Origin of the sequence: Mycobacterium sp. AZCC_0083 (assembly GCF_014202335.1) — a bacterium.
In the GTDB taxonomy this organism is placed as follows: Bacteria; Actinomycetota; Actinomycetes; order Mycobacteriales; family Mycobacteriaceae; genus Mycobacterium.
In genome coordinates this window covers 328,293-354,026 of the sequence record NZ_JACHGP010000002.1, presented here as the reverse complement: position 1 = coordinate 354,026, position 25,734 = coordinate 328,293, and the positions used below count along the sequence as shown (strand labels likewise).

Here is a 25,734-nt window from a genome sequence, read left to right as displayed (position 1 = left end):
GGTTGCCGTCGTTTGCCCTCCATCACCCTTCGCCGAGCTGCTCCCGCATGGCTTCGAACGTCGGTTGCCGATCCCGCTCGATGTGCGCATATGCCACCGACTCGGCCACCCGATCGTTGCCCGACGCGATCGCGTCCCGCAGTAGCACATGGTCGTGGAACGCCTCCTCAGCCGGCAGACCGCTGGTCAGGTAGAACAACCAAGTGATCCGCCCCGAGATGGTTTGCATCAACCGCACCATCAGGTCGTTAGTCGAGGTCTCGACCACCGCTTCGTGAAATGCCGTGCTGCTCCTGGCGATTGCGTACGCGTCGCCATCCTCGACCATCCGCTGGGCCTCCTTGAGCGCAACGTTCAACGCGTCCATCGACCCGCCGCGCGAGACCTGCCGCGCCGCGTAGCGGGCCGCGCCCACCTCGAGGGACAGTCGCGCGTCGAACAGGTCGTCGATGGCCTTCGCGTCCCAGCGGGCCACCACGGCCCCCCGACGGGGATAGGAATGCACGAACCCGTCGCGCTCCAGCAGCGGCACCGCCTCACGCAACGGCACCCGCGAGACGTCCAGCTCCTCCCCGATGCGTTTCTCGGGAAGCCGGCTGCCCTGCCGGTACTGGCCGAGGATGATCCGCTCCCTGACCGTGGAGTAAATGTGCCGGGACAGCGACAGCCGCGATTCGGCTGCGCCGGTAACGACGGTGTGCGACATGTTCTCACTTTCCCAGGATGGACGGCAGAACCGTTGGGCCGCGCGCCCTTAGGCTCAACCATCTCACTTGGCGATACCGAGCAATGAGAAGTTCAACTCGTTGGCACCGATGTTCTGACTCTCCGGCACGCTGGTGAGCCACTTCTGCGCCACCACCCAGTCTCGGTTGTAGGACAGGTTCAGGAAGCACCCGGTCTGTCCGTACAGGTCGCCGGCCTTGACGAAGGTGGCCAAGTCGCCGGTGCCGAGCGCCTGGTTCAGTAGGCCGTTGACCTCCGGCGACTGGCAACCGAAGTAGTTGATCCCGCCGGACGCATCCCAGAAGACGTGTCCCCACATGTACGGATCGCCGCCATCCGGGCCGTTGTTGCCGTCGATGAATGCGTCCGGCCCGCTCGGCGGGTCGTTGATCCAGCCGAACACGGTCGAGGTGTCGTAGCCCTGAGCCGACGCGTTGAGCCCAACGGTCTGCAGGTTCGCCACCACGATGTTGGCCATCGACTGGGCGTTGACGTTGCCGTTGGCATACCCGATCACCAACGTCTTGTTCGCGTTGGCGGGCAATGCACCGACATACGACTTGAACGCGCCCGCGTCGTAGGAGATCGCTTGCTTGTCGACGACTCCTGGGATGTCACCGGGGATCATCCCCTTGGCGTACATGGTGGTGGCCACCTCAGATCGCTTGCCCAGCACTTGATTCACCAGCGTCGTCTGGTCGATCGACTTCAGGAATGCGACTCTGGCGTCGGCATTCTTGAAGAACTCGTGGCTCGGATTCACCGTCACCAACGCGCCCTGCAGCGTCGGCAGGAAGTAGTTCGATGCGTTGGCCGCGTTCTCGTACTTGCCAAGGCTCGAGGATGGCAGCGCGGCTGCAATCACGTCGACGGTGCCGTTGTCGAACGCCAGCTCGAGCGCGGACTCGTCGGTGTAGACCGGGAGCTCGACCTTCTTGAACGGCGACTTGGGTCCCCAATACCCGTCGTACTGGGTCAGTTCGTACTTGACCCCGGTCTGCGCAGTGGTCAGCGTGTACGGACCGGTGCCCAGATCATGTGAGGACAGATAGGTCTGGGCATCATCGGAACCGGCGTTGGCCTTCAACCCATCTGGCGATTCCATCTTCGGACCGAACGGCGACGCAAGGTAACTCAAGAAGGCGGTGTTCGGCTGCTTGAGCGTGATGACCGCGGTGTAGTCGTCGGGCGTCGCGACGCTCTTGACCACGTCGACCATGTATGCCGCACCGCCTTTCACCGCGATCCGGCGCTTGAACGCGACATCGACGGCAGCAGCGGTGAACGGCGTGCCGTCGTGGAAGGTCACCCCCTTGCGTAGATGAAAGGTGTACACGTCGTGGGTGGGGTTGGCCTCCCACGATTCGGCAAGGCGTGGCGCGATCTCGACCTTGTCGGTGTTGTTCTTGTATTGGACCAACCCCTCGTAGGCGTTGATCATGATCGCTGTGCCGTTGTTGGCGTAATAGATGTCGGGATCGGGTGGCTGCCCGATGTCGCCGAGCAGGCCGACGGTCAGGACGCCGTCGGTCGGTGGACCGGATGACTCACCGCCGCCGCCGGATTGGCTGGGGGTGCCGGAACTACAGGCGCCAAGGCCAAGGGACAGTGTCAGAGTGGCGCAGACGGCGAGGCCGCGCAACAGTCGGATGTGCATGGCAGACTCCCTTTTTCGGTGGACGGGTAGCGGAAAACAAGGTCGGGTTGCGGCGCGTCATTCGGCGGTCACCCGTGGATCGGCGAGCGCCTGCAGCAGGTCGACGACGAGATTGGACACGACGTAGATGGCCCCCAGCACCAGCGTGACTCCGGCGATCGCCGGGAAGTCGGAGACCGGGATCGAGGCGGCCAGGTAGTTGCCGATACCGGGCCAGGAGAAGACCTGTTCCACGACGACGACGCCGGCGAACATGAATCCGAGCTGCAGCCCGGACATCGAAAGGGCGGGCCCGATGGCATTGCGCAGGACGTGGTGGGCGACCACCTGCGGCTCGGTCAGCCCCTTGGACCGGGCCGTTCGCACGTAGTCGACGTCCAGCACGTCCAGCAGAGACGACCGCAGGACCCTGCCCATTGCGACCGCAGGCGCAATGGACAGCACCACCGCGGGAAGCACCAGATGTCGTAGCGCATCGACGAACGCATCAGCCTGGCCGTGCACCAGGGTGTCGACTGCCTGCATGCCAAACGGCCCTGGATCCTCGAAGTTTCCGACGCCACGGGCCGGTAGCCAACCGAGTTGGCCGAAGAAGACGATGATGCCGACCAACGCCAGCAGGAACGGCGGAGCCGTCGCCAGCAGCAGCAGTACGCCCCGCCCGATGCCCGCGCCCGGCCACCGCAGCGCGCCGGACATCGCGTACAGCGCCGCCAGCACCAGCGCGACGCCGAACGCCGCGACGACCAGTTCGACGGTGGCCGGCAGGTACGTGAAGAGGTCGGACGTCACCGGCTGCCGGGTGCGCAGCGACCGGCCGAGATCCCCGGTGAACAGCTCTGCGAGGAAGTGGAGGTACCGCGTGAAGAACGGGTCGTTGAGGCCGAGCCGCTGACGCTCCGCCGCGACCATTGCGTTCGAGGCGTTGGCCCCGACGTATGCGCGGGCCGGGTCGCCGGGTGAGACGTATTGCAACACGAAGATCACCAGCGACAAGGTCAACAGGATGACCACGGCGGCCGCGAGTCGGCGGGTCAGAAAGCCCAGCATGGGCTACCTCCGGACCCGGATGAGGTTGCGGATGGCGTCGCCACCGACGTTGGCGAGCAGGCTCAGCAGCAGCACCGCGACGCCCGGGATGCCGGGCACCCACCACTGACTGAGCAACTGGCTCAAGGCGCGGGCGGTGTCGGCGCCGAGCTCGGGCGCAGGCGCCCGCTGACCGAGGCCCAGGAATGACAGCGCGGCGAGTAGCAGCACGACGTTGCCGATGTCCAGACTGGCGCTGACCACCGCCGTTGGCACCACCCCGGGCAGTAGGTGGCGGGTGACGATCCGCGATCGACCGACCCCGGACAGCCGGGCAGCCTCGACGTGCGGACGGGCGGCGAGCGCCTTGGTCTCGCCGCGCACGATGCGGGCGTAGTACGGCCACCACACCAGTGACACGCCGATCAGGGTGTTGACCAGACCGGACCCCAAGGCGGCGACGATGGCGATCGCAACCAGTGCACCGGGTAGCGCGAGAAACAGATCGGTGAGGCGCATCAGGAGAATCGAGTCGACCCAGCCGCCGGTCGCGCCCGCGATCAACCCGATGGTGCCCCCGATGAGGAGGCCGATCGCCACTACCACCAGCGCGCTCAGCCAACTCGCCTGGATGCCGATCAACGTGCGGGACAACAAGTCTCGACCGATTCCGTCAGTGCCGAGCAGGTGTCCATGACTCAGTGGGGGCAGGTTGATGGGGCCGACCGGCTGGATCGGGTCGTACGGGGCGAGCTGCCGCGCGAACACGGAGACCAACGTCACCAGGGCAAGCAACCCGACCACGACCCATGCCGTCGGCCGGGTTAAGCGCGCCCCGCCGAGCGACACCGGCCGCAGCCTCCCGCGGGGCACCAGGATTGAGGTCACGACACCGCTCCCCCGACGATCTCGGGCACCGCGGCGAGCAGGGTGCGGGTGTAGGGATCGCGGGGTTCGGCGATCACCTGCTCCGCAGGACCCAGCTCGACGACACGGCCGGCTTGCATGACGGCGATGCGATCACCCATCAGCCGGGCGACCGCCAGGTCGTGGGTGACGAACAGCACCGTCATCCCGATCCGCGCCCGCAGATCGCGGATCAGCGCCAACACGCTCTTGGCCAGCGATGCGTCCAGGGCGCTGGTGGGTTCGTCGCACAGCAGCACCGCAGGCGGGATCATAGTGGCGCGGGCCAGCACGACGCGCTGTCGCTGCCCGCCGGACAGCTCACCCGGATGGGCCTTGGCAACCTCCGGCGGCAAGTCGACAGCAGCCAGTGCCGCCGTCACGCGCTCCCTGACCTCGGCCCGTGACAGCTTGAGCGGACGTAATCGCTCGCCCAGTGTTTCGCCGACGGTCATCCAGGGGGTGAGCGACGAGCCGGCGTCCTGAAACACCATCTGCGGCCCGCCGGTGCCTGCGAGCGTGACGGAGCCCGACGTCGGCTTCTCGAGTCCGGCGATGATCCGCAGCAGAGTCGACTTGCCGGAACCGCTTTCCCCGACGATCGCCAACGCCTCGCCCGGCGCGATGTCCAGGTCGACCCCATCGACGGCGTTGATCTCCCGGGAGCGGCCGCGTCCCCACCGAGCGCCCCGGCGCACGAGGAACGTGCGGCGCAGATCGCTGATCGACACTGCCGGCTCGGAGCCGTGGGTGTCCCCGCCGAACCGCTCGTCGCGGGGCATCGTCAGGCTCAGCCGGGATGCCAGCAGCGAGCGGGTGTAGTCGTGCTGCGGGTTGCGCACCACGTCGGACGCCTGGCCGATCTCGACCAGCTCGCCGTGGTGCAAGACGGCCAGCCGGTCGGCGATCTTGTCGGCGACGCCGAGGTCGTGGGTGATCAGCAGCACCGAGCAGCCGAACTCGTCGCGCAGCTCGCGCAGCAGTTCCAGCAGCTGTGCTTGCACCGTCACGTCGAGTGCCGTCGTCGGTTCGTCGGCGACGATCAGACCCGGACGGTTCGATTCCCCGTCGCTTCGCTCGCCCCGGGCGCCGACCGCGATCGCCGCCATCACCCGCTGACGCAGCCCGCCGGAGAGTTCATGCGGGTACACCCGAAGGCGCAGCTGTGCGTCGCGGACCCCGACGGTTTCGAGCAGGCGGACCGATTCGGTCTCGGCGTGGGTGACCTCGCCAATCTGCCTGCCGATTCGCATCGTCGGGTTCAGCGACGTCATCGGGTCCTGGAAGATCGCACCGAGCACCTCGGTCCGCACCCGACGGAGCTCGGCCGCGCTTGCGCGGACCATGTCCACACCGGTGACGGTGACCTGGCCATCGGCCTGCGGGTGTGAGGTGTCGGGAAGCAACCCGAGCAAGCTCAACGCGAGCACGCTCTTACCGGAACCGGATTCCCCGACCAGTCCGAGGATTTCGCCGGGCCAGATCTGGAGGTCGATGTGCTCGAGGACCTGGCTCCGAATGCCGTTGCGCACCAACGATAGCGAGAAGTCGGTGAGCGCGGCCACCGGTTCGGTCACGACGTCACCTCCGCAACCGGAGGGAACAGCACGCGCGACTCCACGACGGCCTGGTGGATCTCGCGCGGCGTCGTAAGCCAGACGCCGTCGCCGCCGACGACACGCTCGAGCGCTCTTCTGACGGCGCGCAATCGGAACGGCGCCCCGGTGATGAACGAGTGCAGCACGATGCTCATCACGAGCGGGCGCTGTGTCGCGGAGAGTTCGGCGAACTCGTCGACGATCATGTCGGCGAATTCGTGGGCGGACGCCTGCCTGCCGATCATCGTCGACGAGTCGTTGATCTCCGCGTTGTACGGAATCGAGAGCAGCGGACCGGATTCCGTGGTCAGCCACACGGGCTGGTCGTCCAGTCGCAGGTCGAGCAGGTAGCGGTAGCCGGTCTCGCCCAACAGGTTCAGGGTGGCCGGGGTGTGGCTGAGCCATGGGCTGGACCAGCCGCCTGGGGCGGTCCCCTCGTGTGCGCGGATGCGGTCGGCGACGTGTGTCAGGTAGGCCCGCTCGGCATCGGGGGTCATCTCCGACAACGAGTCGGAGTTGGAGCGGCCGTGCCCGACGATCTCGGCGCCGGCCTGGCGGGCCGCTTCCAGGACGGCAGGGGCCTCGTCGTAGACGTCGGTGTTCAGCAAGACGGTCGGTGGAATTCCAAGGCCACGAAGCGCTTCGAAGATCCGGAAGGCCCCGACCCGGTTTCCGTAGTCGCGCCAGGCCGTGTTCACCAGGTCCGGGGCGGGCACGTCGGGCAGCACGACCTCGGCGCGACCATCGTCGAACCGGTAGGACTCGACTCCGACGCATACGACGACGGCGAGTCGGGCTCCGTTGGGCCACCTGCCGGTCGGGCGGGCAGGCAGTGGGGTGTAAGGGTATCCGGCGGGGCCCGTCACGAGGCCAACCAGCGGTTGAAGCCGACATCCGTTGCCGCCGCACGGCGCACGATGTGCTGGTAGGCGGGGAAGAGGTGGTCGGCGCTGCTGCGGGCGGCCTGGATCGCTGGCAACTTCGCGGCGAACAGCTCACGGGCCTCGTCGAGCAACGCCGGCTCGTCGACGGTGGTGACGTGCCCGTGTTCGGAGACCACGCGGCCCGCCACCATGGTCAATACGACGTCGCGGCCGTCCTCGCAATGCACCAGTTGCTCCCTCAAGTCGTTGAGTGGTGTGAACGCGATGGCGTGCATGTCGACCAGTGCTAGGTCGGCCAGCATGCCGGGCGCGATCGCCCCGAGGTCGTCGGCGCGCCGGGTTGCGCGTGCACCGCCGCGCCAGAGTGCTTCGAGAACCTCAGCGGCAGTAGGCCATTCATCGTTGTCGAGTCCCGAGACGTTGTGGATGAGGCCCGCGGTCTTGGCGACCGTCCAGACGTTGATGGTGTCGTCGCAGATCGCTTCGTCGGTGCCCAGTGCGATCGGGACGTCGTGATCCAGCATCGCGCGCCATGGCAGCACACCACTGCCGAGCCGCAGGTTGCTGACCGGGTTGTGGACGACCGTCGAACCGGCGTCGGCGATCGCGACGAGGTCGGCTTCGTCCACCCACACCGCGTGAATCACGTTGGTGTGTGGTTTGAGTAGTCCGGCGGCGCCGGTGTAGCCGACCAGGGACCGGCCACCGAACCGCGGCTGCTCGGTCATCAGAGTGCGCTGGACCTTTGTCTCCAGCATGTGCGCGTACAACGGCAGGCCGTGGCGCTCGGCCAGGTCGTCGAGCGCGGCGAAGTAGTCCAGACTGACGCGTTGCGGCGCGGAGATCGAGACGGCCGCCCGGATCCGGTCGTCCGCGGCGCCGTGCCAGGTGCCGATCAGATGGTCGTACGCTTCCAGCAGCCGGGCGGCGGGGGCAGGCGCCGGCTCGTGGAAGGCAGCGACGTCGACTTCGGTTGTGAACGGCAGCTTCTCGGCCTCGGTCAGCTCCGGCTGGTCCAACGCGAGGTACGCGCGAATCCCGCTGTCGCGGTAGGCCGACGCCACCGCGTCGATGATCTCCGGATCGGGGAACGGCATCAGGAAGGCGTCGTCCTGCACGCAGGTGATACCCCGTTGCAGCATCTCGATGGCACCGAGCATGGTCCGCAGGTAGGCCTCACGAGGGCTGGGCGCCAGGGCCGGGTCGGAGGGCGACTCGAACAGCATGAACAGCTCGAGCGGCAGGCTCCGCACCGAGCCCTTGAGGTGGTTGGCCGGCGAATGGAAGTGCGCGTTGATCAGCCCGGGCACCAACAGATGTCGACCGCCGCCGTCGACGATCCGGGCTCCCGGTGAGGCGGGCAGGCCGTCGCCGACGGCGCTGATCCGATCGCCCTCGACCAGAACGTCGGTGGGACCGGTCATTGCGTTGGGGGCTGCGGCGTCGTAGACGAGCACCTGACGGAACAGGACGGTCATGGGAACTCCAGTTCAACGGGTCCGAAGGTGCTGGCGCGCGAAGTGTTGAGTCCCATCGCCACCAGTCCGGCCGCAATGCCGACGCCCGCGGCGATGCCGTCGATGACGGGGACGCCCAACCTGTCGGACAGCGGGTCGATGAGGTCGGCCAGACCGGCGCAGCCGAGGACGACGGCTTCGGCACGGTGGGCCCCGCGCGCGGCTTCGTCGAACGCGTCGAGCAGGTGGGTCGAGCCGGCGACCAAGTCCGCGACCGCCACGTCGACCGCGGTCACGGTGCAGCGGTGCTCGAGCCCCAGCGCGCGGACGACGCGGTCACTGTGGGCAATGGTGCGCGCAGGCAGTGTGATGACGACGAACCGATGCGCCACCAGGCAGGCGGTCTGCAGTGCCGCCTCGGTCATCCCGACGACGGGGCAGGTGGCGACCTCGCGGGCTGCGGGCACCCCGGTATCGCCGAAACAGGCGATGACGAACGCGTCCGTGTCGGCTTGGTGCGCACGGACCTGCTCGATCACTCCGACCGCCGCGATCGCCTCCTCGGCATGGCTTTCGACGCTCGGCACCCCGGTCGCGGGGTGAACCCCGGTGACGCTCACCCCGGCGCCCGCAACCGCTTGGGCTGCCTTGGTGATGGTGGCCGTCAGCTCGGCGGACGTGTTTGGGTTGATCACGGTGATCCGCGTCATCGCACCGCCCCCGTCACGCCGGCGAGCAACCCGTCGACGCCGGGGCCGCCGACTGCGATGCGGGCGGCCCGCGAACCGGCGTCCGCCGCGGCGTACGCGTCCCCGGTGCGCAGATGTTCGGCCGCGAACGCTCCGCAGAACGCGTCGCCGGCGCCGGTGCTGTCCACCGGTTCGACGACATCCGTTGGCACTACGGTGGGTTCGGGGCGCTGCCGCGTCGCGACCAGGCATCCGGCCGCAGCGAGCTTGATCACCACCGCTCGAGGGCCTAGCTGTAGGAAGGTCGTGGCAGCCACGTGCAGATCGGACGTGCCCGCAAGCGCGGTGGCTTCGATCTCGCTGGGCAGGAAGACGTCACAGCTTCGGACGGCGTCTCGTAGAGCGGTTTCGTTTCCGGCGATGTAGTCCTCCTGCGGATCGAAGTAGATTGTCGCCGTTGTGCGGTCGCGCAGCCATGCCGCCAGCTCGAGCTGTGCGTGCAGCGCCATCGCCGACACCAGTACGCCGGGCGCGGCCAGCACGGCGTCGGACACGTCGGCGGGATGCACCGAAAGCGATTCGAAGTGCGCTTCGCCCAGGATCAGATCCCACGCGCGCCCGCCGGTGTCGTCGTAGCGGACGACATTGCGAATCGTGGGCAGATCGCGTCGCGGCAGCGTCGCGGGATCCGTCCCGGTCGAGCGGATTGCGGCGAGCAGGGCCGGGGTCGCATCGGTGCCCAGCGGGGCGAGGACCGTGGGATTGCCACCGGCCAGCTTGGCGGCGAGTGCGGCGAAAAGCGCGTCCCCGCCGACGGATTCGACCCGAGCGCCCGTGGGAGACACGGCCTCGTCGACGGTGAGGTTGCCGATGCAAACCAGGCTGGGTGCAGTGTCAGGCATCGGCTGCCGCCGCGGCGTAGCAGTTGAGGCCAAGGCGGTAACCGACCAGCTGGGCGGGAAGCACGGAGAGCAGAGGCGACAGCGACTCGGGAACCGGCGGCAGCGTGATGACCTGACCCGTGAGGTGATCGAACGCGCGCTCTCCGTCGGTGGTGACGACGTAGAGGCGGCCACCCCAGCGCAGCGCATCCGTGCCGGTATCGACGGCACGCGGCACCGATGGACCCGACGGGGCGATCAGGACGAGCGGCTCGCCGGCCTTCTGCGAGTTGTAGTGGTGGTATTCCTCGGTCTGGATGTCGATCGCATGCAGCGTCGTGCACTCCTTGACCTTGGCCGCGCCCACGATCGCGGATGCCAGACTGGGCCCGGCGCCTGAGAACAGCACCGTCTGCACCCCGGCCTCGACCTCATATCCGGCGATGTCGGCGATCAGCGGGTCGATCCTGCCGAGCGCCTGCGTCATGACATCGGGGAGCTCGTCGAAGGTAGTGCGCAGCGGTGCGGCGTCCGTCGGCACGCGCCGCTCGCCCACCCGGATGGCCAATTCCAGCAGCAATGCCAGCGCGGCGGTGGACGACTGCGTGGGCCAGCCGACCCGGGTTGCCTCGATCTTCAGCGACGTGTCGGCCTCGGACTGCAGGGTTGAATCGGCCGTGTTGGTCAGCGCAACGGTATACGATCCGCGATTTTGAGCCATCAGTAGAGCTTCGACGGTGCGGGTCGTCTCCCCCGAGCTGGACAACGCGACGACGGCTGTACCCGCGTCGACGAGATGCGCATGGTAGTACGCGAACTCCAAGCTCTGCATGGGTTCACAGGGCACCCCGAGCATGCACTCGAGAGCCTGCCGCGCGGCGATCATAACGGCGAGTGAGTCTCCGCAGCCGACCAGCACCACTCGCCGGACGCCGGCGGCGAGCCGGTCGGCGATGACGTCGAGGGTTACGGCGTTGAGCTGCAGTGTTGCTTGTATCGCCGCTGGCTGGCCAAACAGTTCCGGTCCGGTCGCCTCGACGCGAAAGCGGAGCTTCGGGTCGAGTGGGTCATTGCTCGGAAGGGCGAGGATGTGGGCGCGCTCGGCGTCGGAGACCCGTTGGACGACGGCCTGCTGACGGGCATCGAGCGGGCTGGTACCCGGGTCGAGGAGGGGGCTCGCGGGAGCACTCATCGTGGGACGACTTCGCTTTCGTTCCGCAGCCAGGGCGAGCGGTACCCTGCGCTGGCATCGAGGAAAACGGTATACCGGTTCTGTTTCTGTCGTATGACGTTTCGTGGCGTTGCGGTTTCGGAGGTATCGCCGGCAGGGTGTTCAGAGCTTCCAGGAAGTCGGCAGGAATCGCGTGTCCGAGGGCTCGAGGTCCGCCCAGGGCGAATCGATGGTGCGTGAATCTGTGAATCGTGCAAGGAAATTCGGTGTCGGGGGCCAAGCCCATTCCTTGCCTGCCGAGGCGGCCCCATCATGGTCAAACGATCGACACGACGGGGTGTCGAAGGCGAGGATCTCGCCGATCTGAAGGGGGTGTCGTGATGGTCACCTTGATAGTCATTCTGGGGGTCTTTGGATCGGCCATGCTCGCGATCGCGGTGACCAAGTCCCGCGATGGTGACGACGACGAGACCTGGGATGCCGGGAAGGAATCGGGCGAGAGCCGCCGCCGAAGCTGCGGTGGTGGTGGCTGCGGCGGTTGCGGCGGGGGCTGCGGCGGTTGTGGTGGCTGCGGTGGTTGCGGGGGCTGACGACATGTCGTCGCTACTGCGCAGGCGCGAGGACCGCCTCGACCGAGTGGGCACCGCGGTGGCCGACCTCGAGCTACCCCCCGCCGTGTTCAAAACCTGTCCGTGGCAACCACGGTCACTCATCGAGACCGGTTTGCGCCAATGGCTGCGATGCTGCGGGCCGGCGCTGCGCGACGGCAGGGCGATCGGGATGCCGTCGCGGGCGGTTGACGAGGCGTGGCATGGTCTGATCCTCTGCACCGCAAGGTATTCGGAATTCTGCACGACGGCCTACGGCAAGTTTCTGCATCACAATCCGGTTGACGGTGCACCCGCAGGGCTCCTTGAGGTCACCGGTCCCATGGATGAGCAACTTCGCAGGACGGTGATCGCATGGTCACTGGTCGCCAAGCCGGGCGAGCAGTGCGTGCTGTGGGATGTCGACGAACGGGTCGGTGTGGACCACCCCTGGGGACTGCCTCCGTCGCGAGTCGCCGAGATTCAGGCGGCCGTCCGCCGAGTGCGTAACGAGATGCCGCTTGACCACGATTAACCGTGCAAATAGCCCGTTGGGCTAGGCTGTGGTCATCGGACGAGGCGCTTGGGAGTTGTTGATGGTGGTCGTGAAGCGAGGGATCGTCCTCTTCGGATGTGCTGTGGCAGTGGCCGCTGGATCATTGGTCGTGGCCTCCCCGGCCGGGGCCTGCCCCTATGGCACCACTGAGTCCCGATTCGAAGGCGTGTGTGTCGCAGGCGGACCTGGAAACATCGCCGTCAGCCCATCAGGCCCGTCGGGCAACAACATCGTGCAAAATCCCGGCCAAGTTGCCACGGTCAATGGGATTCCCTGCACACCCGAGCACTATGGCACCTGCTTGGCCCTCGGCCAGCAGGGCTGACGCCTCTCCGCCCCAGCTCACAGCGGTTCGGAACTACCTCAAGATTGACGTGTAGTAGACGCTGGCCGGTACCGAAGCGCCGTCCACCGAGAATGGTGCAGGCGACAGTCCATTGACCACCAGCAGATGCTGAATCGTGGCGCCGACTGAGGCCCAACCACGGGCGTCGAGGTAGCTCACGACGTCGCTGCGGTCTTCGTGGTACCAGAGATCCGACAGGTCGACGTCGAGACCGTGATCGCGCCAGCGCTGCGCAAAGTCCTGCATGCTCTGCTCCGCCTTGGCCGGGTCGACGTCTGGAGTGTTCCCGAAGACTTCGGTTGCCAGGCGGCTGCCCGGTGCGCTGAGCGCAGTGATCTCGTCGAACAAGCGGTCCTGGGCATCGGCGGGCAGGAAGGCGAGTAGACCTTCGGCAATCCAGGCGGTCGACTCGGCGGTGTTGAACCCGGCCTTGTGGAGTGCGGCGGGCCAGTCGCTTCGAAGATCGATGGGAACGAACCTCAGATCGGTGGTGGGCAACGCGCCCAGTCCCGTGAGCGTCTTGGCCTTGAATTCGATGACCTCTGGTTGGTCGATCTCGAAGATCGTCGTTCCGTCCGCCCAGTGCAGTCGGTAGCCGCGGGCGTCCAGACCCGATGCCAGGATGACGCCCTGACGGACTCCGGCCCGCGCCGCGTCGTGGAAGAAGTCGTCGAAGTACCGGGTCCGAGCCGACATCATGTCGGTCATCATCTGAAGTCCGAAGCCGGCGCCGCCGTCGACTTCGGCAGGGTCGAGTTCACCGCTGGCCAGTTTGGTGAAGAAGTCGACCCCGACGGCACGGACCAGCGGTTCGGCGAACGGATCGTCGATCAGCGGGTCGTCGAGCTTGGTCGCGATCGCCCTGGCCGCGGCGACCATGGTGGCGGTGGCTCCCACGCTCGTAGCGAGGTCCCATGTGTCGTCGTCCGTCCGCGCCATGTCAAAGTCCTTCCGTCCGCATCATTTGCTTAGCCTGTTTAACCAGCTGATGCCGACAGTACACCTTGATTCTGGAAGCCCTTGTTACGTAGCGAGTTCACCTGCCAATGGGAGATTTAGGGGCTGACCGTCGGGCTGTGCCCGACTACTGACCGCGGCGTCTTGGGGGTGGGCGAGTTCTGTGCGAATCCGGTACAGGTCCCGAGATGTCCAGCGACGCATGGAACGCCGTTCACCGTCGGCACGGGGCCGCCGGAGACCACCGTCGGCGCGCCGTTGTAGGCCGACTCGTCATCCGCGCTCGCGGTCGGTGCGACGGCGATCAGGACCGCGCAACCAGTGGCCACGAACAGCAGCACCGGTCGCACGCGGCCCGCCCGTGTCATCGCACTCGCACGCTCAAGCACGTCACGCAGCCCTCGAGCTTCTCGTACTCCGAGATGTCCACGGTCTCAAGCCGATAGCCCCGCTCGGCGAACAACTCGGCCGTGCGGGGAGCCGCTGAACTCATGAGCAGCAGATCGTCGTCGAGGATGACCACGTGGGCTCCCGGTTCCTCGGGCACGCCGAGGAACGACGGGAACGTGCCCGGGTCGTCGACGACGGGCTCGTACCCGATGACGGTGCCGTCGGGAAGTGCGGTGATCGCGCTCTTCAGATGCAGCGCCTTGGTCAGCGGCACGGCCGTGACGGTGTACCCGCGAGGCGCGAGGATCCGGGCAAGCAAGTCGATCGCCGCCGCGTTGGTGGTGCCGCTGAGCCCGACGTAAACCTGCGAACCCACCTTGAGCACGTCGCCGCCATCCAGCGTGCCCTCGGTGATGGCTGCACTCTCCAGCCCCAAGTCGTCGATCGCTCGTTGAACGGCAACGATTTCCGGGTTGCGCGTCGGTTGGCGCGGATTGGTGATGACCGCGAGGTCGCCGAACATCACCACGGCGTCTTCGACGAACACGCAGTCCGGCATCGCGTCGTCACCGTCGATCGCGATGGTGGGCCATCCACTGCGCTCGAGTGCCGCAACGTAGTCATCCCACTGACGCTTGGCCAGTTCGAGATCCAGAGTCTGGCGCTCGAGGAATGTCACGATGCCGTCGGCCAGTGTCTCTGCAGGCCGGCGGACCAACGCGTACGGGCGGTCAGGCATTGCGGTTCACCGTCTCCTCATCCAATCGGGCCTCATCCAATCGGGCCGCGGGGGTCCCGCGAACGTCCCGTCATCGTCCACGCGGTACAGCGGTGCGTCAATTACGAAGAAACGCCTCGAGCTGATCGCAGACGCCCACCCAACCGTTCGCGAAGCTGTCCAGTTCCTCCGGGGGTATGAGGGAATGCTCGATGGACATGAGCGTCTGATCGTCGCCGAACGGTTCGAAGGCGACGTTGACGACGCTGACCACCGTCGGGTCCGCCCAGTCCGAGTTGGTCCACGTGAAGCGCAGTAGGTGTGGGCGGTCGATGGCGAGGAACTGTCCGGTGATCAGAACGCTGGTACCGGAATGGTCGACGTCGAAGCGCACGGTTCCCCCGATCCGGGGTTCGACCGTGATGGCGACACATCGGTCCGGACGCGGACACATCCAGTCCGCCAACGATTCTGGATCGAGCCATTGGTCGAACACCACGCCTGGGGTCGCGGGCATGACCCGCTGCACGCGTGCCACAGGAGCGTCGGTCATCACGACAATCCCCCGTCGCTTCGCTCGCCCACGATCACTTCCCGTCCCGGCGCGCACGCGACTTGCGGCGCAACCGCGCCTCCAGTGCATCCGCACGCGTCGACCAGAAGTCGGTCTGCTCGCCGATCCACCGCTGGGCCATCGCCAGACCGTCCGGCTGCAGGGAAAGCCAGTGCTCGCGGCCGCGCACCTCGCGCCGCACCAGGCCAGCCGATTCCAGGACGCCGATGTGGCGCGATACGCCGGCGAACGTCATCGGTAGCGGAGCGGCCAAGTCGGTGATGCGGGCGTCGCCGTTGCGCAGTGTCTCCAGCACCCAGCGGCGAGTGGGATCGGCGAGCGCGGAGTACGCCCGATCCAGCACCTGATCTTCAAGCATTCTGTTGACTATAGCGGGTTGTCCGTGGTGAGCTGAACGCGAAGTCATTCAACTGAAATATATAACGTCAGAGCGCGGCCGTTGGCACCAAGTCACCAGAACCGTTGCAGCAGAAGCGGAAGGGAAACGCATGAAGACACCGCCGATCGTGTCGGAGCAGGACTGGCAGGTTGCCTACCAGGAGATGCTCGTCAAGGAGAAGGAGCTGACCCGCGCGCGTGACGCGATGGCCGCGTTGCGAAGGCGCATGCCGTGGACACCGGTCGAGAAGCAGTACCGGTTCGAGGGGCCCGGCGGCCCGGCCAGCCTGGTCGATCTCTTCGACGGACGCCGTCAGCTGATCGTCTACCGCGCCTTCGTCGATCCGGGCGTGCACGGGTGGCCAGAGCACGGCTGCGTCGGCTGCTCGTTGATGGCCGACCACATCCCCAACCTCGCCCATCTGAACGCCAGGGACACCTCGTTCGTGTACGCCTCGCGTGGGTCGCAGGCCGACATCGCACGAATCAAGGCACGGATGGGTTGGACCCATCCCTGGTACACGATGATTCCCAACTCCGACGGTGCCTTCGACGTGGATTTCGGCGTGGACGAATGGCACGGCCACAACGCGTTCATCCGGGACGGAGACCGGGTATTCCGCACCTATTTCAGCGACGGTCGGGGCGACGAGGTGTTCGTCAACACATGGAACTTCCTCGACATGACCGCGCTCGGGCGCCAGGAGACGTGGGAGGACTCGCCTGAGGGCTATCCGCAAACCAAGCCCTACGAATGGTGGAGCTGGCATGACACCTACCGCGAGACTCAACCGTCGCGGTGGTTCGATGAACCCGATCCCGACGACCCCAATGACCAACGGCCGCCGCGCATGCCGGAGGAGTGATCGCCGTGTCGGTCGATGATGCGCGCCTGTCCGCGGGTCTGTATCAGGAGACGAAGGAGCGGATGGTCGGATTGGTGGCGGGACTGGACGACGCAGGGTTGAAGGCGGCCGTTGCGGCCTGCCCTGGCTGGTCGGTCCGCGACGTGGTGGCGCATGTGGTGGCCGTCGCCGAGGACTGGGTGGGCGGGCGTCTGGTGGGGCCGCCGACCGACGAGGAGACGGCAGCTCAGATCGCCCGGTTCGGTGATCATGACCTGGCCGAGCTGCTTGCTGCCTGGACCGACGCCGCCGCAGCGTTGGACCACATGGCCGAGTCCGCCGGGGTGAAACCTCCGCTGGGCGACATCACCAGCCACGAGCACGACGTCCGTGCTGCCATCGGCCGGCCAGGGGCGCGGGACTCCGCGGCGGTATGGAAGTCCTCCGACCAGCTACTGGCCAACCTTCGCACGCCGGTTCCGCTGCTCGTCACGGTGGAGGACGGCCAGTACCTGAGCGGACGAGGCGATCGCGCCGAATTACGGCTCCGCACTACGCGATTCGAAGGTCTGCGATGGCGAACGGGCCGCCGCAGCCGTGCCCAGCTCGCCGCGATGGACTGGTCGGCTGACCCAACGCCGGTTCTCGATCACCTGTTCCTGTTCGGCCCGGCCGACGCGGACCTCGACGAATGACCACCAAAACCGTTGGAGGACAGCCATGAAGGACGAACCAATGCCCACTGCCGTCGACCGCGCCGCCTTCGAAGCCGAGATCGAGACGCTCCGTACTCGGGAGAAGGCACACATCCGTGAAGGTGACGCGATCGCCGCGGCCCGGCGACGGCTGCCCATGGTCGAGGTCGACGCCACCCTCGAGCTGATCGGGCCCGATGGGTCGCTCACCCTGCTCGACGCGTTCGAGGGGCGCAAGCAACTCGTCGCGTACTACTTCATGTGGCACCCCGGCCATCCCGCGCCCGAGCAATGCGAGGGCTGCACGTGGGTGACCACTCAGGTCCAGGAACTGTCCTACCTTCACTCCCGCGACATCACCTACGCGGTCTTCGCCCAGGGGTCCTACGAGGAAGGCATCCGCTACCGCGAGTTCATGGACTGGGACATGCCGTGGTACTCGGCACTCCCCTCCCTCGACACGCTCCTGGTCGGCCGCCACGTCGGCTTGATGCACCTCGTCTGCTACCTGCGCGAGGGTGACCGCGTGTTCGAGACGTACTGGACCACCCGCCGCGGTGTCGAGGCGATGGACTACAGCTACGCGCTCATGGACCTCACGGTCTTCGGGCGCCAGGAGACGTGGGAGGACTCGCCGGACGGCTGGCCGCAAGGGTGGCAGGTCGATGGCTCCAACACCCGGATGAACGGGCGTCCCATCCCCCAGTGGTCGCGGCTCGAGGCAGGACGCTCCGACGACCTCACCGTAGGGCCCTGATCGTCAGAGCACGCTCTGTTGGGCGATCCAGCGTTCCCCGGCCTTGGCGGCTCGTACCAGCGCGCAGTACTCCCCGATGTAGTCGGCGACGGCGCCCACCCCGGGCAGCATGCCAACGACTCGATAGAAGCCCTTCGGATGTGGCCGCTTGGCGAGCTCGTCGGTGATCGCGCGCATCAGACCCGCGAGGCGCCACAGACCCTGGGCCACACCGGCCGGCGTCCGGGGAAGCTCGCTGGAATCAGAGGGCAGCGCCTCTGTTGACCCACCTAGAACGAGGTCGCGTCCCGACAAGACCGCAGCCAGTAGTCGGACCTGTTGCCGGTGATCGAAGATGCCGTGTTCGCGTGCCACCGCGCACAACACGATCGCCTGGTTGGCGTACCCGAAGAGATCCTGAATGGGCAGCCGGTCGGCCACCGCTCCCAAGACTCCGGGGAAGGCGACGATCACCGTGTTCAACGCCCCGACCCGGTGTATCCACCACTCGATGCGATCGTCCATGGGCATGCCTTGCCACGCCAGCGTTCCTGGAACCTTGGCCGTGTTCAGCGCCCACGCGAATGCGTCCTCGACCCTTCCCAGTGCACTCCCGGCGGGACCGCCCAAGTGGTGGGTGCGCTCCCTCAGGCCCAGGGGATCGGCCTCCGCCAGCACGTCGAGGAGTGGGTCGATGACCTGCGCTGCGCGCAACAAGACAGCGGCGACGTCGTCGTCGGTGATCGTGGCGGTGGGCAGCGGAATGAGATTCACGGCTTCCATCCTGCGCGACTCAGCGCAGCCGGGAGTCCTCGAGGTAGGCGACGATGGCGTTGGTAAGCCCCCGCCGCGCCTTGTCGAGGTCGGCGTAGGTGCCGAGCTGGCGTTCCGAGGTGATGCCGCGCATGGCACCAGGAATGAGCTCTGCGACCTCTGCGACGCGATCGGGGTCGACCTCCAGGTCTGCGAATGCGTTCTGGCACGTCGCGAGCCAGCCTCGCCCCCACGACGAGAGTTCGGCCGCGGTGCGCGGGTAGAGCGCTTCGAGTTCGGCGTGGTCGCGTGGCAAGGCCGCACGCAGGTTCTCGATGGCTCGGGAGTCCGTGGACGTCAGCCCGTCGTAGAGCGTGTCGATGATGTCGGCGACGCGCTGGCGCAGCGGCGCCGAGGTGTCGGTGAACGTGAGCATGGTGTCGGCTCGTCGCTCGGCGGTGTGTTGGAGCACTGCGGCCCAGAGTCCGTCGTTGTCGCCGAACTGGTACTTCACCGCACCCCAGGTGGCGCCGATGTCACGGGCGATCTTGTTGGCCGATACCGCACCGGGATCGCCGGAGGCCAACGCCTTGACCGCGGCCTTCAGCATGTTCTCGCGGGTGGCATGGCCGCGCCGGTTGGGGCGGCGTTCGGACACGCCCGCGTCGGTCATGGTTCGGATGGTAGTGGCACTTCTGTATGCGTAGCAGCTGTGATACTTTCACAGTACCTGCTGTGATTCAGCCGTCACGGCAGGGTGATCGACCTGTCCAATGCCGTCCAGAAGAGGACACCGAGATGGCGAAACCGCCGCTATCGATGAAGCCGACGGGGTGGTTCCAGGTCGCATGGTCCGCCGAGATCGGCGTCGGTGACGTCCACCGAATGACCTATTTCGGCCAGGAGATGGTGGCGTGGCGGGCGCAGTCCGGCCGGCTGACCGCCATGGACGCCTACTGCGAGCACCTTGGCGCACACTTGGGTTTTGGCGGTCACGTCGAAGGCGACGTCATCGAGTGCCCCTTCCACGGCTGGCAGTGGAATCACGACGGGCGCAACGTCTGCATTCCGTACGAGGACCGGCCCAACCGGGGCCGTCGCATCCGTACCCATCACGTGGTCGAGCGCAACGAATCGATCTACATCTGGCACGACGCCGAGGGCCGCGACCCCTACTTCGAGGTACCCGACGTGTTCGCCGGATTCGGCGACGGAAGCAGCGTGGCCGACTACTACCCGATGGCCACCCTGCACCGGGAGCAACTGGAACTGCATCCGCAGTACGTGCTCGAAAACGGTGTCGACTTCGCCCATTTCAAGTTCGTGCACGCCACCCCCATCGTGCCGGTGTTCACCAGACACGACTTCGATCGGCCGGTGTCCTACGTCGACTTCACCATCACCTTCGAAGGCGATGAATACCAATCGATCACCGACGTCAAGAGTGGGGTCGAAGCGATCAACGGCGGACTCGGCGTCGCCGTGACCAAGAGTTGGGGCATGGTCGACAACCGGACCATCACGGCGGTGACTCCCGTCGACGACAGCACGTCCGACGTCCGCTTCAGCGTCTACATCGGCCGCACCGCCAGCTCCGATCCGGCGAAGGCAGAGAAGAGGGCGCAAGCGTTCGCGGATGAGATCATTCGCCAGTTCACCCAGGACGTTCACATCTGGCAACACCAGCGCTATTCCGACCCGCCGGCACTGTCGAGTAGCGAGTTCGCCGGCTTCACCGCCATCCGCAACTGGGCCAAGCAGTTCTACCCCGACGGCCGCGGCGGCAGCGCAGCGGAGTTGCGGGCCACCGCCGTCTCCTGATCGCACACCAACTCACACCGACCGAAGGGCTGGACGTCGAATGACCGCATCCACCAGAGCGCCAATCCGGGTATTCCAGGTAGCCACCGGGAACGTCGGATCCGAAATGATCAAACGAATCGGCACCCAAACGGACCTCGAACTCATCGGATTGCATTGCTACACACCGGAAAAGGTCGGACGCGACGCAGGCGAGATCGCCGGTCTTGCACCCATCGGGGTCACCGCCACCGGCTCGGTGGACGACATCATCGCCGCCAAACCCGACGTATTGACGTTCCACGGTGTCTTTCCGGATGAGGACCTCTACGTGAAGGTCCTCGAAGCCGGTATCGACGTCGTCACGACCGCGGACTGGATCACCGGCTGGCACCGCGACACCAACCACCCGCACCCTTCCGGAAAACCGGTGTCGCAACTGCTGGCCGAGGCCTGCAAGAAGGGCGCATCGACCTTCTACGGCACCGGAATGAACCCGGGCCTGAACCAGATTCTCGGCGTGGTGTGCTCCGCCGACGTCGCCGAGATCGAGAACGTCATCACCATCGAGTCCGTCGACGTCTCGTGCCACCACAGCAAGGAAACCTGGATCGAGGTCGGCTACGGCCTGCCGGTGGACGATCCGTCGATTCCGTCGAAGTTGGAGAAGTACACCCGCGTCTTCGCCGACAGCGTGCTGATGATGGCCGACTGCTTCGGCCTGCAACTCGACGAGGTCAAGTTCAGCTACGAGCTAGGCGCGTGCACCAAGGACGTCGACCTGGGCTGGTACCAGATGCCGAAGGGGTCACTCGGCGGCAACTACATCAAGTATCAGGGAATGGTGGACGGCGCTCCCAAGGTCGAGACGCACCTGGAGTGGCAGATGACCCCGCACACCGATCCGCATTGGGACATCAAGGGCTGCTACATCACTCAGATCAAGGGCGATCCGTGCATCTACAACAAGCACATGGTCTTCCCGAAGCCGGGTGTCGATCTGTCCAACCCCGACAACTTCGCCTCGATCGGCATGACCGTGACCGGGCTGCCCGCCCTCAACGCGATCCGTTCCGTGGTCGATGCCCCACCTGGACTGCTGACCAGTGCGGACCTCCCCCTTCGCGGGTTCGCCGGACGGTTCAAGGCATAGGCCTGGCCGGAACAGCCGGGGTGCCCGCTATCCCCCTGTCGTGCAACGGGTTTGTCCCGGACCTGGGACCGTCGGTGGTTCGGTCGTCCACCATGATCGTCGTTGCGGCTTCGCGCGCAGGAACCGGAGATAGACTCGGCGGGTCAGCGGTACCGGGCTCAACGAGGAGCGTAAATCCATGACCACCATCGAAGCGGCGCCACAAGCCGGCACACCCTTCGAGCAAGACGTCGCCGCCACCCAGCAATACTTCGACAGCCCGCGCTTCGAGGGGATCATCCGCCTCTACACGGCCCGCCAGGTCGTCGAGCAGCGCGGCACGATCGCAGCGGACTACATCGTGGCGCGCGAGGCTGCGGCGGCCTTCTTCGACCGCCTCCGCGAGCTCTTCGGCCAGCACAAGAGCATCACGACCTTCGGCCCGTACTCACCGGGGCAGGCCGTGACCATGAAGCGCAACGGCATCGAGGGAATCTACCTGGGTGGTTGGGCGACGTCGGCGAAGGGCTCGATCAGCGAAGATCCTGGCCCCGACCTCGCCAGCTACCCGTTGAGCCAGGTGCCGGACGAAGCCGCCGGTCTGGTGCGTGCCCTTCTGACCGCGGACCGCAATCAGCAGTACCTGCGCCTGCGGATGACCGATGCGCAACGCGCAACGACACCGGAGGTCGACTTCCGGCCGTTCATCATCGCCGACGCCGATACCGGCCACGGCGGCGATCCGCACGTCCGCAACCTCATCCGTCGCTTCGTCGAATCCGGCGTGCCCGGGTACCACATCGAGGACCAACGTCCGGGTACGAAGAAGTGTGGTCACCAGGGTGGCAAGGTGCTCGTGCCGTCGGATGAGCAGATCAAGCGCCTCAACACTGCGCGGTTCCAGCTGGACATCATGCGGGTGCCCGGGATCATCGTGGCCCGCACCGATGCCGAGGCGGCCAACCTCATCGACAGTCGCGCCGACGAGCGGGATCAGCCGTTCCTGCTCGGCGCCACCAACCTCAAGATTCCGTCGTACAAGTCGTGCTTCCTTGCGATGGTGCGCAGCTTCTACGAGGCGGGCGTCACGGATCTCAATGGCCACCTCCTCTACGCACTATCCGAGGGTGAGTACGCCGCCGCCACTGCATGGCTGGAGCGACAGGGCATTCTGGGAGTGATCGCCGAGGCCGCCGCCGGCCGGAAGCAGGACGGGAGCCAGCCGGTCGACACGCTCTTCGACGACGTCGAGTCTCGGTTCGTCGAAGCGTGGCAGGACGACGCCGGGCTGCAGACCTACGGCGAGGCCGTGGCGGAGCTGCTGGAGTTCCGCGGGCGGGAAGGCGAGCCGCTCGAGATGAGCGCCGCGGATTGGCGGCGGTTCGCCGAGCGTGCATCGCTGTACGAGGCGCGGGAGAAGGCGAAGCAACTGGGCGTCGACGCCGGCTGGGACTGCGAGCGGGTGAAGACGCCGGAGGGTTACTACCAGATCCGCGGCGGCATCCCGTATGCGATCGCGAAGTCCCTTGCCGCGGCGCCGTTCGCCGACATCCTCTGGATGGAGACGAAGACTGCTGACCTCGACGACGCACGCCAATTCGCCCGCGCGATTCACAGCGTGTATCCCGAGAAGATGCTGGCCTACAACCTCTCCCCCTCGTTCAACTGGGACACCACCGGCATGAGCGACGACGAGATGCGGGCCTTCCCAGAGGAACTCGCGAAGATGGGTTTCGTCTTCAACTTCATGACCTATGGCGGACACCAGATCGACGGTGTCGCCGCCGAGGAGTTCGCGACCGCACTCAAACAGGACGGCATGCTGTCGCTCGCCCGGCTGCAGCGCAAGATGCGCCTGGTCGAGTCGCCGTACCGCACACCGCAAACCCTGGTGGGTGGACCGCGCAGTGATGCCGCGCTGGCCGCCTCATCCGGGCGTACCGCCACCACCAAGTCCATGGGCGCGGGTTCCACGCAGCATCAGCACCTCGTTCAGACCGAGGTGCCCAAGAAGCTGCTGGAGGACTGGCTGGCCCTGTGGAGTGAGCACTACCAGCTCGGTGAGAAGCTCCGTGTCCAGCTGCGGCCGCTGCGCGCGGGCGGCGAGGTGCTCGAGCTCGGCATCTACGGCGAACGTGACGACGGCGAGGAGAAGCTCGCGAACGTGCTCGTCGACCCGATCAAGGACCGGAACGGCCGCAGCATCCTGACCGTGCGCGATCAGAACACCTTCGCCGAGAAGCTGCGCCAGAAGCGCCTGATGACCCTGGTCCACCTGTGGCTGGTGCACCGCTTCAAGGCCGAGGCGGTCTACTACGTCACGCCGACGGAGGACAACATCTATCAGACCGAGAAGATGAAGTCCCACGGCATCTTCCGCGACGTGCAGAAGGACGTCGGGGAGATCATCGTCGCCGAGGTGAACCAGCCGCGGATCGACGAGTTGCTGGCGCCCGACGGCGCGGCGCTGCAGCGGTTGATCCGCAAGGAGGACTAGAGCGCCGCTTGACGATGCGGATCGTCTGCGGGTAGCCAAGAGTCGTCGTCCATCGCCAACGGACCGACGTCGCCGGCGAGTGCCTCGATCACGGCGAGCACCGTCGCACGTTCTTCGCCACGACGCGAGACCAGCGACCACGTCCAATACGGCGCGGGGTGGGCCACCGGACGTGCCACCAGGTCCGCGGGCACGGGCGTCGTCTGCCCCTTCGGCGAGTTCAGCACGGGCCGGCGCAACCGGCGGACGTGCTCGAAAAACGTTGGGCCAGTGATACCGCCGTCGTCGATGTGCACCAGGCCTGCGCCGCTGTCACGGACGAACTGCTCGCCGAAGCGGTTCCACGACGACCAGCTCGCCGTGTCCGCATCGATCAGCACCAACGTGTCCTTCGCCTCGACCGCGGAGGTGTCGGAGCCGGTGCACACGGCGTACAGACGGTCGGCCCCGATGAGCCTCGCGTCGAGGGCGTGCGCGGCCAGGTCGATGGTCTGAGCCCAGCAGATCGCGACGTCGAGACTGCGCTCGGCGACCCGCGCTGCCTGCGCGTGTGAGGGCATCACCCATGTGTCCATGCGTAGCTGCGCAATTCCCGCCGTTCGTTCCGCCAAGTCGGCGGGCCGCCAATTGACGTAGCCCAACCGGACGGGTTCGGAATCGGAAAGGCCGGCCGCAGACCTGCGCAACGTGTCGGCCTGGTCGAGCAGCGAGCGGGCGCTCGGCAGCAGTGCCGCCCCGGCGACGGTCAAGGCGACGGATCGACGGTCGCGGTCGAACAGGCGCACCTTCAAGTCACGCTCGAGGGCCTTGATCTGTTGGGAGAGCGACGGGCCTGCGATGTGTAGGCGGTCAGCGGCACGGCCGAAGTTCAGCTCCTCGGCGACGACGACGAAATAGCGCAGCTGGCGCAGTTCCACGGGCCAATCGTAGTGCGGTGGAAGTCTGCGCCTACCAGTAGGAAGCAAACCGGTTGTGGCCTACGGGCAGTGGCCGGCCCGACGATGCGTTCAAGAAGGTGCAATGAACACCGAGCTGCACCAACGAAGCGAGGCATCACATGAGTTCAGTCCAGAAGGTAGCCGTCATCACCGGAGCGTCCCAAGGAATCGGCGCCGAACTGGTGACCGCCTATCGCAAGCTTGGCTACGCGGTCGTCGCCAACTCGCGCTCGATCGGCGAGTCGGACGACCCGGACGTGCTGACCGTCGCCGGTGACTTGGCCGAGCCGGGCGTCGGCGCCCGCATCGTGGAGGCGGCTGTGGCACGGTTCGGCCGGATCGACACGTTGATCAACAACGCCGGAATCTTCATCGCCAAACCGTTCACCGAGTACACCGACGAGGACTTCGACAGCGTTACCGGAGTGAATCTGCGTGGCTTCTTCGAGGTTTCGCGCGGTGCCATCGCCGCGATGCTCGACGGGGAACGCGGCGGCCACGTGGTGAACATCTCCACCAGCCTCGTCGATCACGCCAACTCTCAAGTGCCGTCGGCGTTGGCGTCCCTGACGAAGGGCGGTCTGAACGCGGTGACCAAGTCGCTGGCGATCGAGTACGCCGGTCGCGACATCCGGGTCAACACCGTCGCATTGGGCATCATCCGCACGCCGATGCACCCGGAATCGACTCACGATGCCCTCGCCGCGATGCACCCGCTCGGCCGGATGGGTGACGTCGAGGACGTCGTGGATGCCGTCGTCTACCTGGAGAACGCCCCATTCGTGACCGGCGAGATCCTGCACGTCGACGGTGGCCAGAGCGCTGGGCATTGAT

Annotated in this window: 26 protein-coding genes; 8 read left to right on the top strand and 18 right to left on the bottom strand. The window is 66.5% G+C overall.

Annotation, left to right across the window (positions count from 1 at the left end):
* Positions 1 to 22 precede the first annotated feature (22 nt).
* From HNP02_RS05380 to HNP02_RS05335, 10 genes are all read right to left on the bottom strand, one after another.
* Positions 23 to 706 (bottom strand): GntR family transcriptional regulator, encoded by a 684-nt coding sequence (locus HNP02_RS05380; RefSeq protein ID WP_184435848.1) that lies wholly within the window; start codon positions 704 to 706, stop codon positions 23 to 25.
* Between the two features lie 63 nt (positions 707 to 769).
* On the bottom strand, positions 770 to 2,383 hold the full coding sequence (locus tag HNP02_RS05375) for an ABC transporter substrate-binding protein (RefSeq protein ID WP_184435846.1): 1,614 nt from the start codon (positions 2,381 to 2,383) through the stop codon (positions 770 to 772).
* Between the two features lie 57 nt (positions 2,384 to 2,440).
* Positions 2,441 to 3,433, bottom strand: coding sequence for an ABC transporter permease (locus tag HNP02_RS05370; protein ID WP_184435844.1), 993 nt, complete (start codon positions 3,431 to 3,433; stop codon positions 2,441 to 2,443).
* A gap of 3 nt (positions 3,434 to 3,436) precedes the next feature.
* Positions 3,437 to 4,300 carry an ABC transporter permease gene (locus HNP02_RS05365; RefSeq protein ID WP_184435842.1) on the bottom strand — a complete coding sequence of 288 codons (864 nt, stop codon included), beginning with the start codon at positions 4,298 to 4,300 and terminating at the stop codon, positions 3,437 to 3,439.
* The gene (locus HNP02_RS05360) at positions 4,297 to 5,895 is read right to left on the bottom strand and encodes an ABC transporter ATP-binding protein (protein ID WP_184435839.1); all 1,599 of its coding nucleotides are present in this window, start codon (positions 5,893 to 5,895) and stop codon (positions 4,297 to 4,299) included. Before HNP02_RS05360 ends, HNP02_RS05365 begins: the two co-directional genes overlap by 4 nt.
* Positions 5,892 to 6,782 (bottom strand): polysaccharide deacetylase family protein, encoded by an 891-nt coding sequence (locus HNP02_RS05355; protein WP_184435837.1) that lies wholly within the window; start codon positions 6,780 to 6,782, stop codon positions 5,892 to 5,894. Before HNP02_RS05355 ends, HNP02_RS05360 begins: the two co-directional genes overlap by 4 nt.
* Entirely contained in the window at positions 6,779 to 8,278 is a 1,500-nt protein-coding gene (locus tag HNP02_RS05350; RefSeq protein ID WP_184435835.1) for an amidohydrolase family protein, read from the bottom strand. Before HNP02_RS05350 ends, HNP02_RS05355 begins: the two co-directional genes overlap by 4 nt.
* A complete protein-coding gene (locus HNP02_RS05345; RefSeq protein WP_184435827.1) occupies positions 8,275 to 8,967 on the bottom strand; it encodes an aspartate/glutamate racemase family protein in 693 nt (230 codons plus the stop codon). Before HNP02_RS05345 ends, HNP02_RS05350 begins: the two co-directional genes overlap by 4 nt.
* Positions 8,964 to 9,848 (bottom strand): carbohydrate kinase family protein, encoded by an 885-nt coding sequence (locus HNP02_RS05340; RefSeq protein WP_184435826.1) that lies wholly within the window; start codon positions 9,846 to 9,848, stop codon positions 8,964 to 8,966. Before HNP02_RS05340 ends, HNP02_RS05345 begins: the two co-directional genes overlap by 4 nt.
* A complete protein-coding gene (locus HNP02_RS05335) occupies positions 9,841 to 11,019 on the bottom strand; it encodes an SIS domain-containing protein (RefSeq protein ID WP_184435824.1) in 1,179 nt (392 codons plus the stop codon). Before HNP02_RS05335 ends, HNP02_RS05340 begins: the two co-directional genes overlap by 8 nt.
* A 573-nt stretch (positions 11,020 to 11,592) precedes the next feature.
* Here HNP02_RS05335 and HNP02_RS05330 point away from each other — a divergent pair.
* Positions 11,593 to 12,120, top strand: coding sequence for a hypothetical protein (locus HNP02_RS05330; protein WP_184436535.1), 528 nt, complete (start codon positions 11,593 to 11,595; stop codon positions 12,118 to 12,120).
* Between the two features lie 379 nt (positions 12,121 to 12,499).
* Here HNP02_RS05330 and HNP02_RS05325 read toward each other — a convergent pair whose 3' ends face one another.
* The 5 genes from HNP02_RS05325 to HNP02_RS05305 form a co-directional block, all read right to left on the bottom strand.
* Entirely contained in the window at positions 12,500 to 13,426 is a 927-nt protein-coding gene (locus HNP02_RS05325) for a class I SAM-dependent methyltransferase (RefSeq protein WP_184435822.1), read from the bottom strand.
* Between the two features lie 116 nt (positions 13,427 to 13,542).
* A complete protein-coding gene (locus tag HNP02_RS05320; RefSeq protein WP_184436614.1) occupies positions 13,543 to 13,812 on the bottom strand; it encodes a hypothetical protein in 270 nt (89 codons plus the stop codon).
* On the bottom strand, positions 13,809 to 14,573 hold the full coding sequence (gene ddaH / locus HNP02_RS05315) for a dimethylargininase (RefSeq protein WP_184435820.1): 765 nt from the start codon (positions 14,571 to 14,573) through the stop codon (positions 13,809 to 13,811). Before ddaH ends, HNP02_RS05320 begins: the two co-directional genes overlap by 4 nt.
* Before the next feature lie 97 nt (positions 14,574 to 14,670).
* The gene (locus tag HNP02_RS05310; RefSeq protein WP_184435818.1) at positions 14,671 to 15,105 is read right to left on the bottom strand and encodes an SRPBCC domain-containing protein; all 435 of its coding nucleotides are present in this window, start codon (positions 15,103 to 15,105) and stop codon (positions 14,671 to 14,673) included.
* Between the two features lie 34 nt (positions 15,106 to 15,139).
* Positions 15,140 to 15,484 carry a helix-turn-helix transcriptional regulator gene (locus tag HNP02_RS05305; protein ID WP_184435816.1) on the bottom strand — a complete coding sequence of 115 codons (345 nt, stop codon included), beginning with the start codon at positions 15,482 to 15,484 and terminating at the stop codon, positions 15,140 to 15,142.
* A gap of 130 nt (positions 15,485 to 15,614) precedes the next feature.
* On the opposite strand from HNP02_RS05305, the gene HNP02_RS05300 reads away from it, so the two are divergent.
* Genes HNP02_RS05300 through HNP02_RS05290 form a run of 3 tightly spaced genes read left to right on the top strand, consistent with a single transcriptional unit; the run spans position 15,615 to position 17,801 of the window.
* On the top strand, positions 15,615 to 16,370 hold the full coding sequence (locus tag HNP02_RS05300; RefSeq protein ID WP_184435814.1) for a DUF899 domain-containing protein: 756 nt from the start codon (positions 15,615 to 15,617) through the stop codon (positions 16,368 to 16,370).
* A gap of 5 nt (positions 16,371 to 16,375) precedes the next feature.
* On the top strand, positions 16,376 to 17,044 hold the full coding sequence (locus tag HNP02_RS05295; RefSeq protein ID WP_309241422.1) for a maleylpyruvate isomerase N-terminal domain-containing protein: 669 nt from the start codon (positions 16,376 to 16,378) through the stop codon (positions 17,042 to 17,044).
* A gap of 25 nt (positions 17,045 to 17,069) precedes the next feature.
* The gene (locus tag HNP02_RS05290; RefSeq protein WP_184435810.1) at positions 17,070 to 17,801 is read left to right on the top strand and encodes a DUF899 family protein; all 732 of its coding nucleotides are present in this window, start codon (positions 17,070 to 17,072) and stop codon (positions 17,799 to 17,801) included.
* 3 nt (positions 17,802 to 17,804) lie between these two features.
* Here the strand turns inward: HNP02_RS05290 and HNP02_RS05285 are convergent, their stop codons facing one another.
* Entirely contained in the window at positions 17,805 to 18,563 is a 759-nt protein-coding gene (locus tag HNP02_RS05285) for a hypothetical protein (RefSeq protein WP_184435808.1), read from the bottom strand.
* Between the two features lie 10 nt (positions 18,564 to 18,573).
* Positions 18,574 to 19,206: a TetR/AcrR family transcriptional regulator gene (locus HNP02_RS05280; protein WP_184435806.1), complete on the bottom strand. Its 633-nt coding sequence runs from the start codon at positions 19,204 to 19,206 to the stop codon at positions 18,574 to 18,576.
* A 125-nt stretch (positions 19,207 to 19,331) separates the two neighbouring features.
* On the opposite strand from HNP02_RS05280, the gene HNP02_RS05275 reads away from it, so the two are divergent.
* From HNP02_RS05275 to aceA, 3 genes are all read left to right on the top strand, one after another.
* Positions 19,332 to 20,354, top strand: coding sequence for a Rieske 2Fe-2S domain-containing protein (locus tag HNP02_RS05275; RefSeq protein WP_184435804.1), 1,023 nt, complete (start codon positions 19,332 to 19,334; stop codon positions 20,352 to 20,354).
* A gap of 40 nt (positions 20,355 to 20,394) precedes the next feature.
* Positions 20,395 to 21,486 carry a dihydrodipicolinate reductase gene (locus tag HNP02_RS05270; RefSeq protein ID WP_184435794.1) on the top strand — a complete coding sequence of 364 codons (1,092 nt, stop codon included), beginning with the start codon at positions 20,395 to 20,397 and terminating at the stop codon, positions 21,484 to 21,486.
* Positions 21,487 to 21,664: 178 nt separating this feature from the next.
* Positions 21,665 to 23,962, top strand: a complete 2,298-nt coding sequence (aceA, locus tag HNP02_RS05265) for an isocitrate lyase ICL2 (RefSeq protein WP_184435792.1) — start codon at positions 21,665 to 21,667, stop codon at positions 23,960 to 23,962.
* Here the strand turns inward: aceA and HNP02_RS05260 are convergent.
* Entirely contained in the window at positions 23,959 to 24,879 is a 921-nt protein-coding gene (locus HNP02_RS05260; protein WP_184435790.1) for a LysR family transcriptional regulator, read from the bottom strand. The genes aceA and HNP02_RS05260 overlap by 4 nt on opposite strands.
* A gap of 140 nt (positions 24,880 to 25,019) precedes the next feature.
* Between HNP02_RS05260 and HNP02_RS05255 the strand changes: the two genes are divergently transcribed.
* The gene (locus tag HNP02_RS05255; protein WP_184435788.1) at positions 25,020 to 25,733 is read left to right on the top strand and encodes an SDR family NAD(P)-dependent oxidoreductase; all 714 of its coding nucleotides are present in this window, start codon (positions 25,020 to 25,022) and stop codon (positions 25,731 to 25,733) included.
* Position 25,734: the final 1 nt, after the last annotated feature.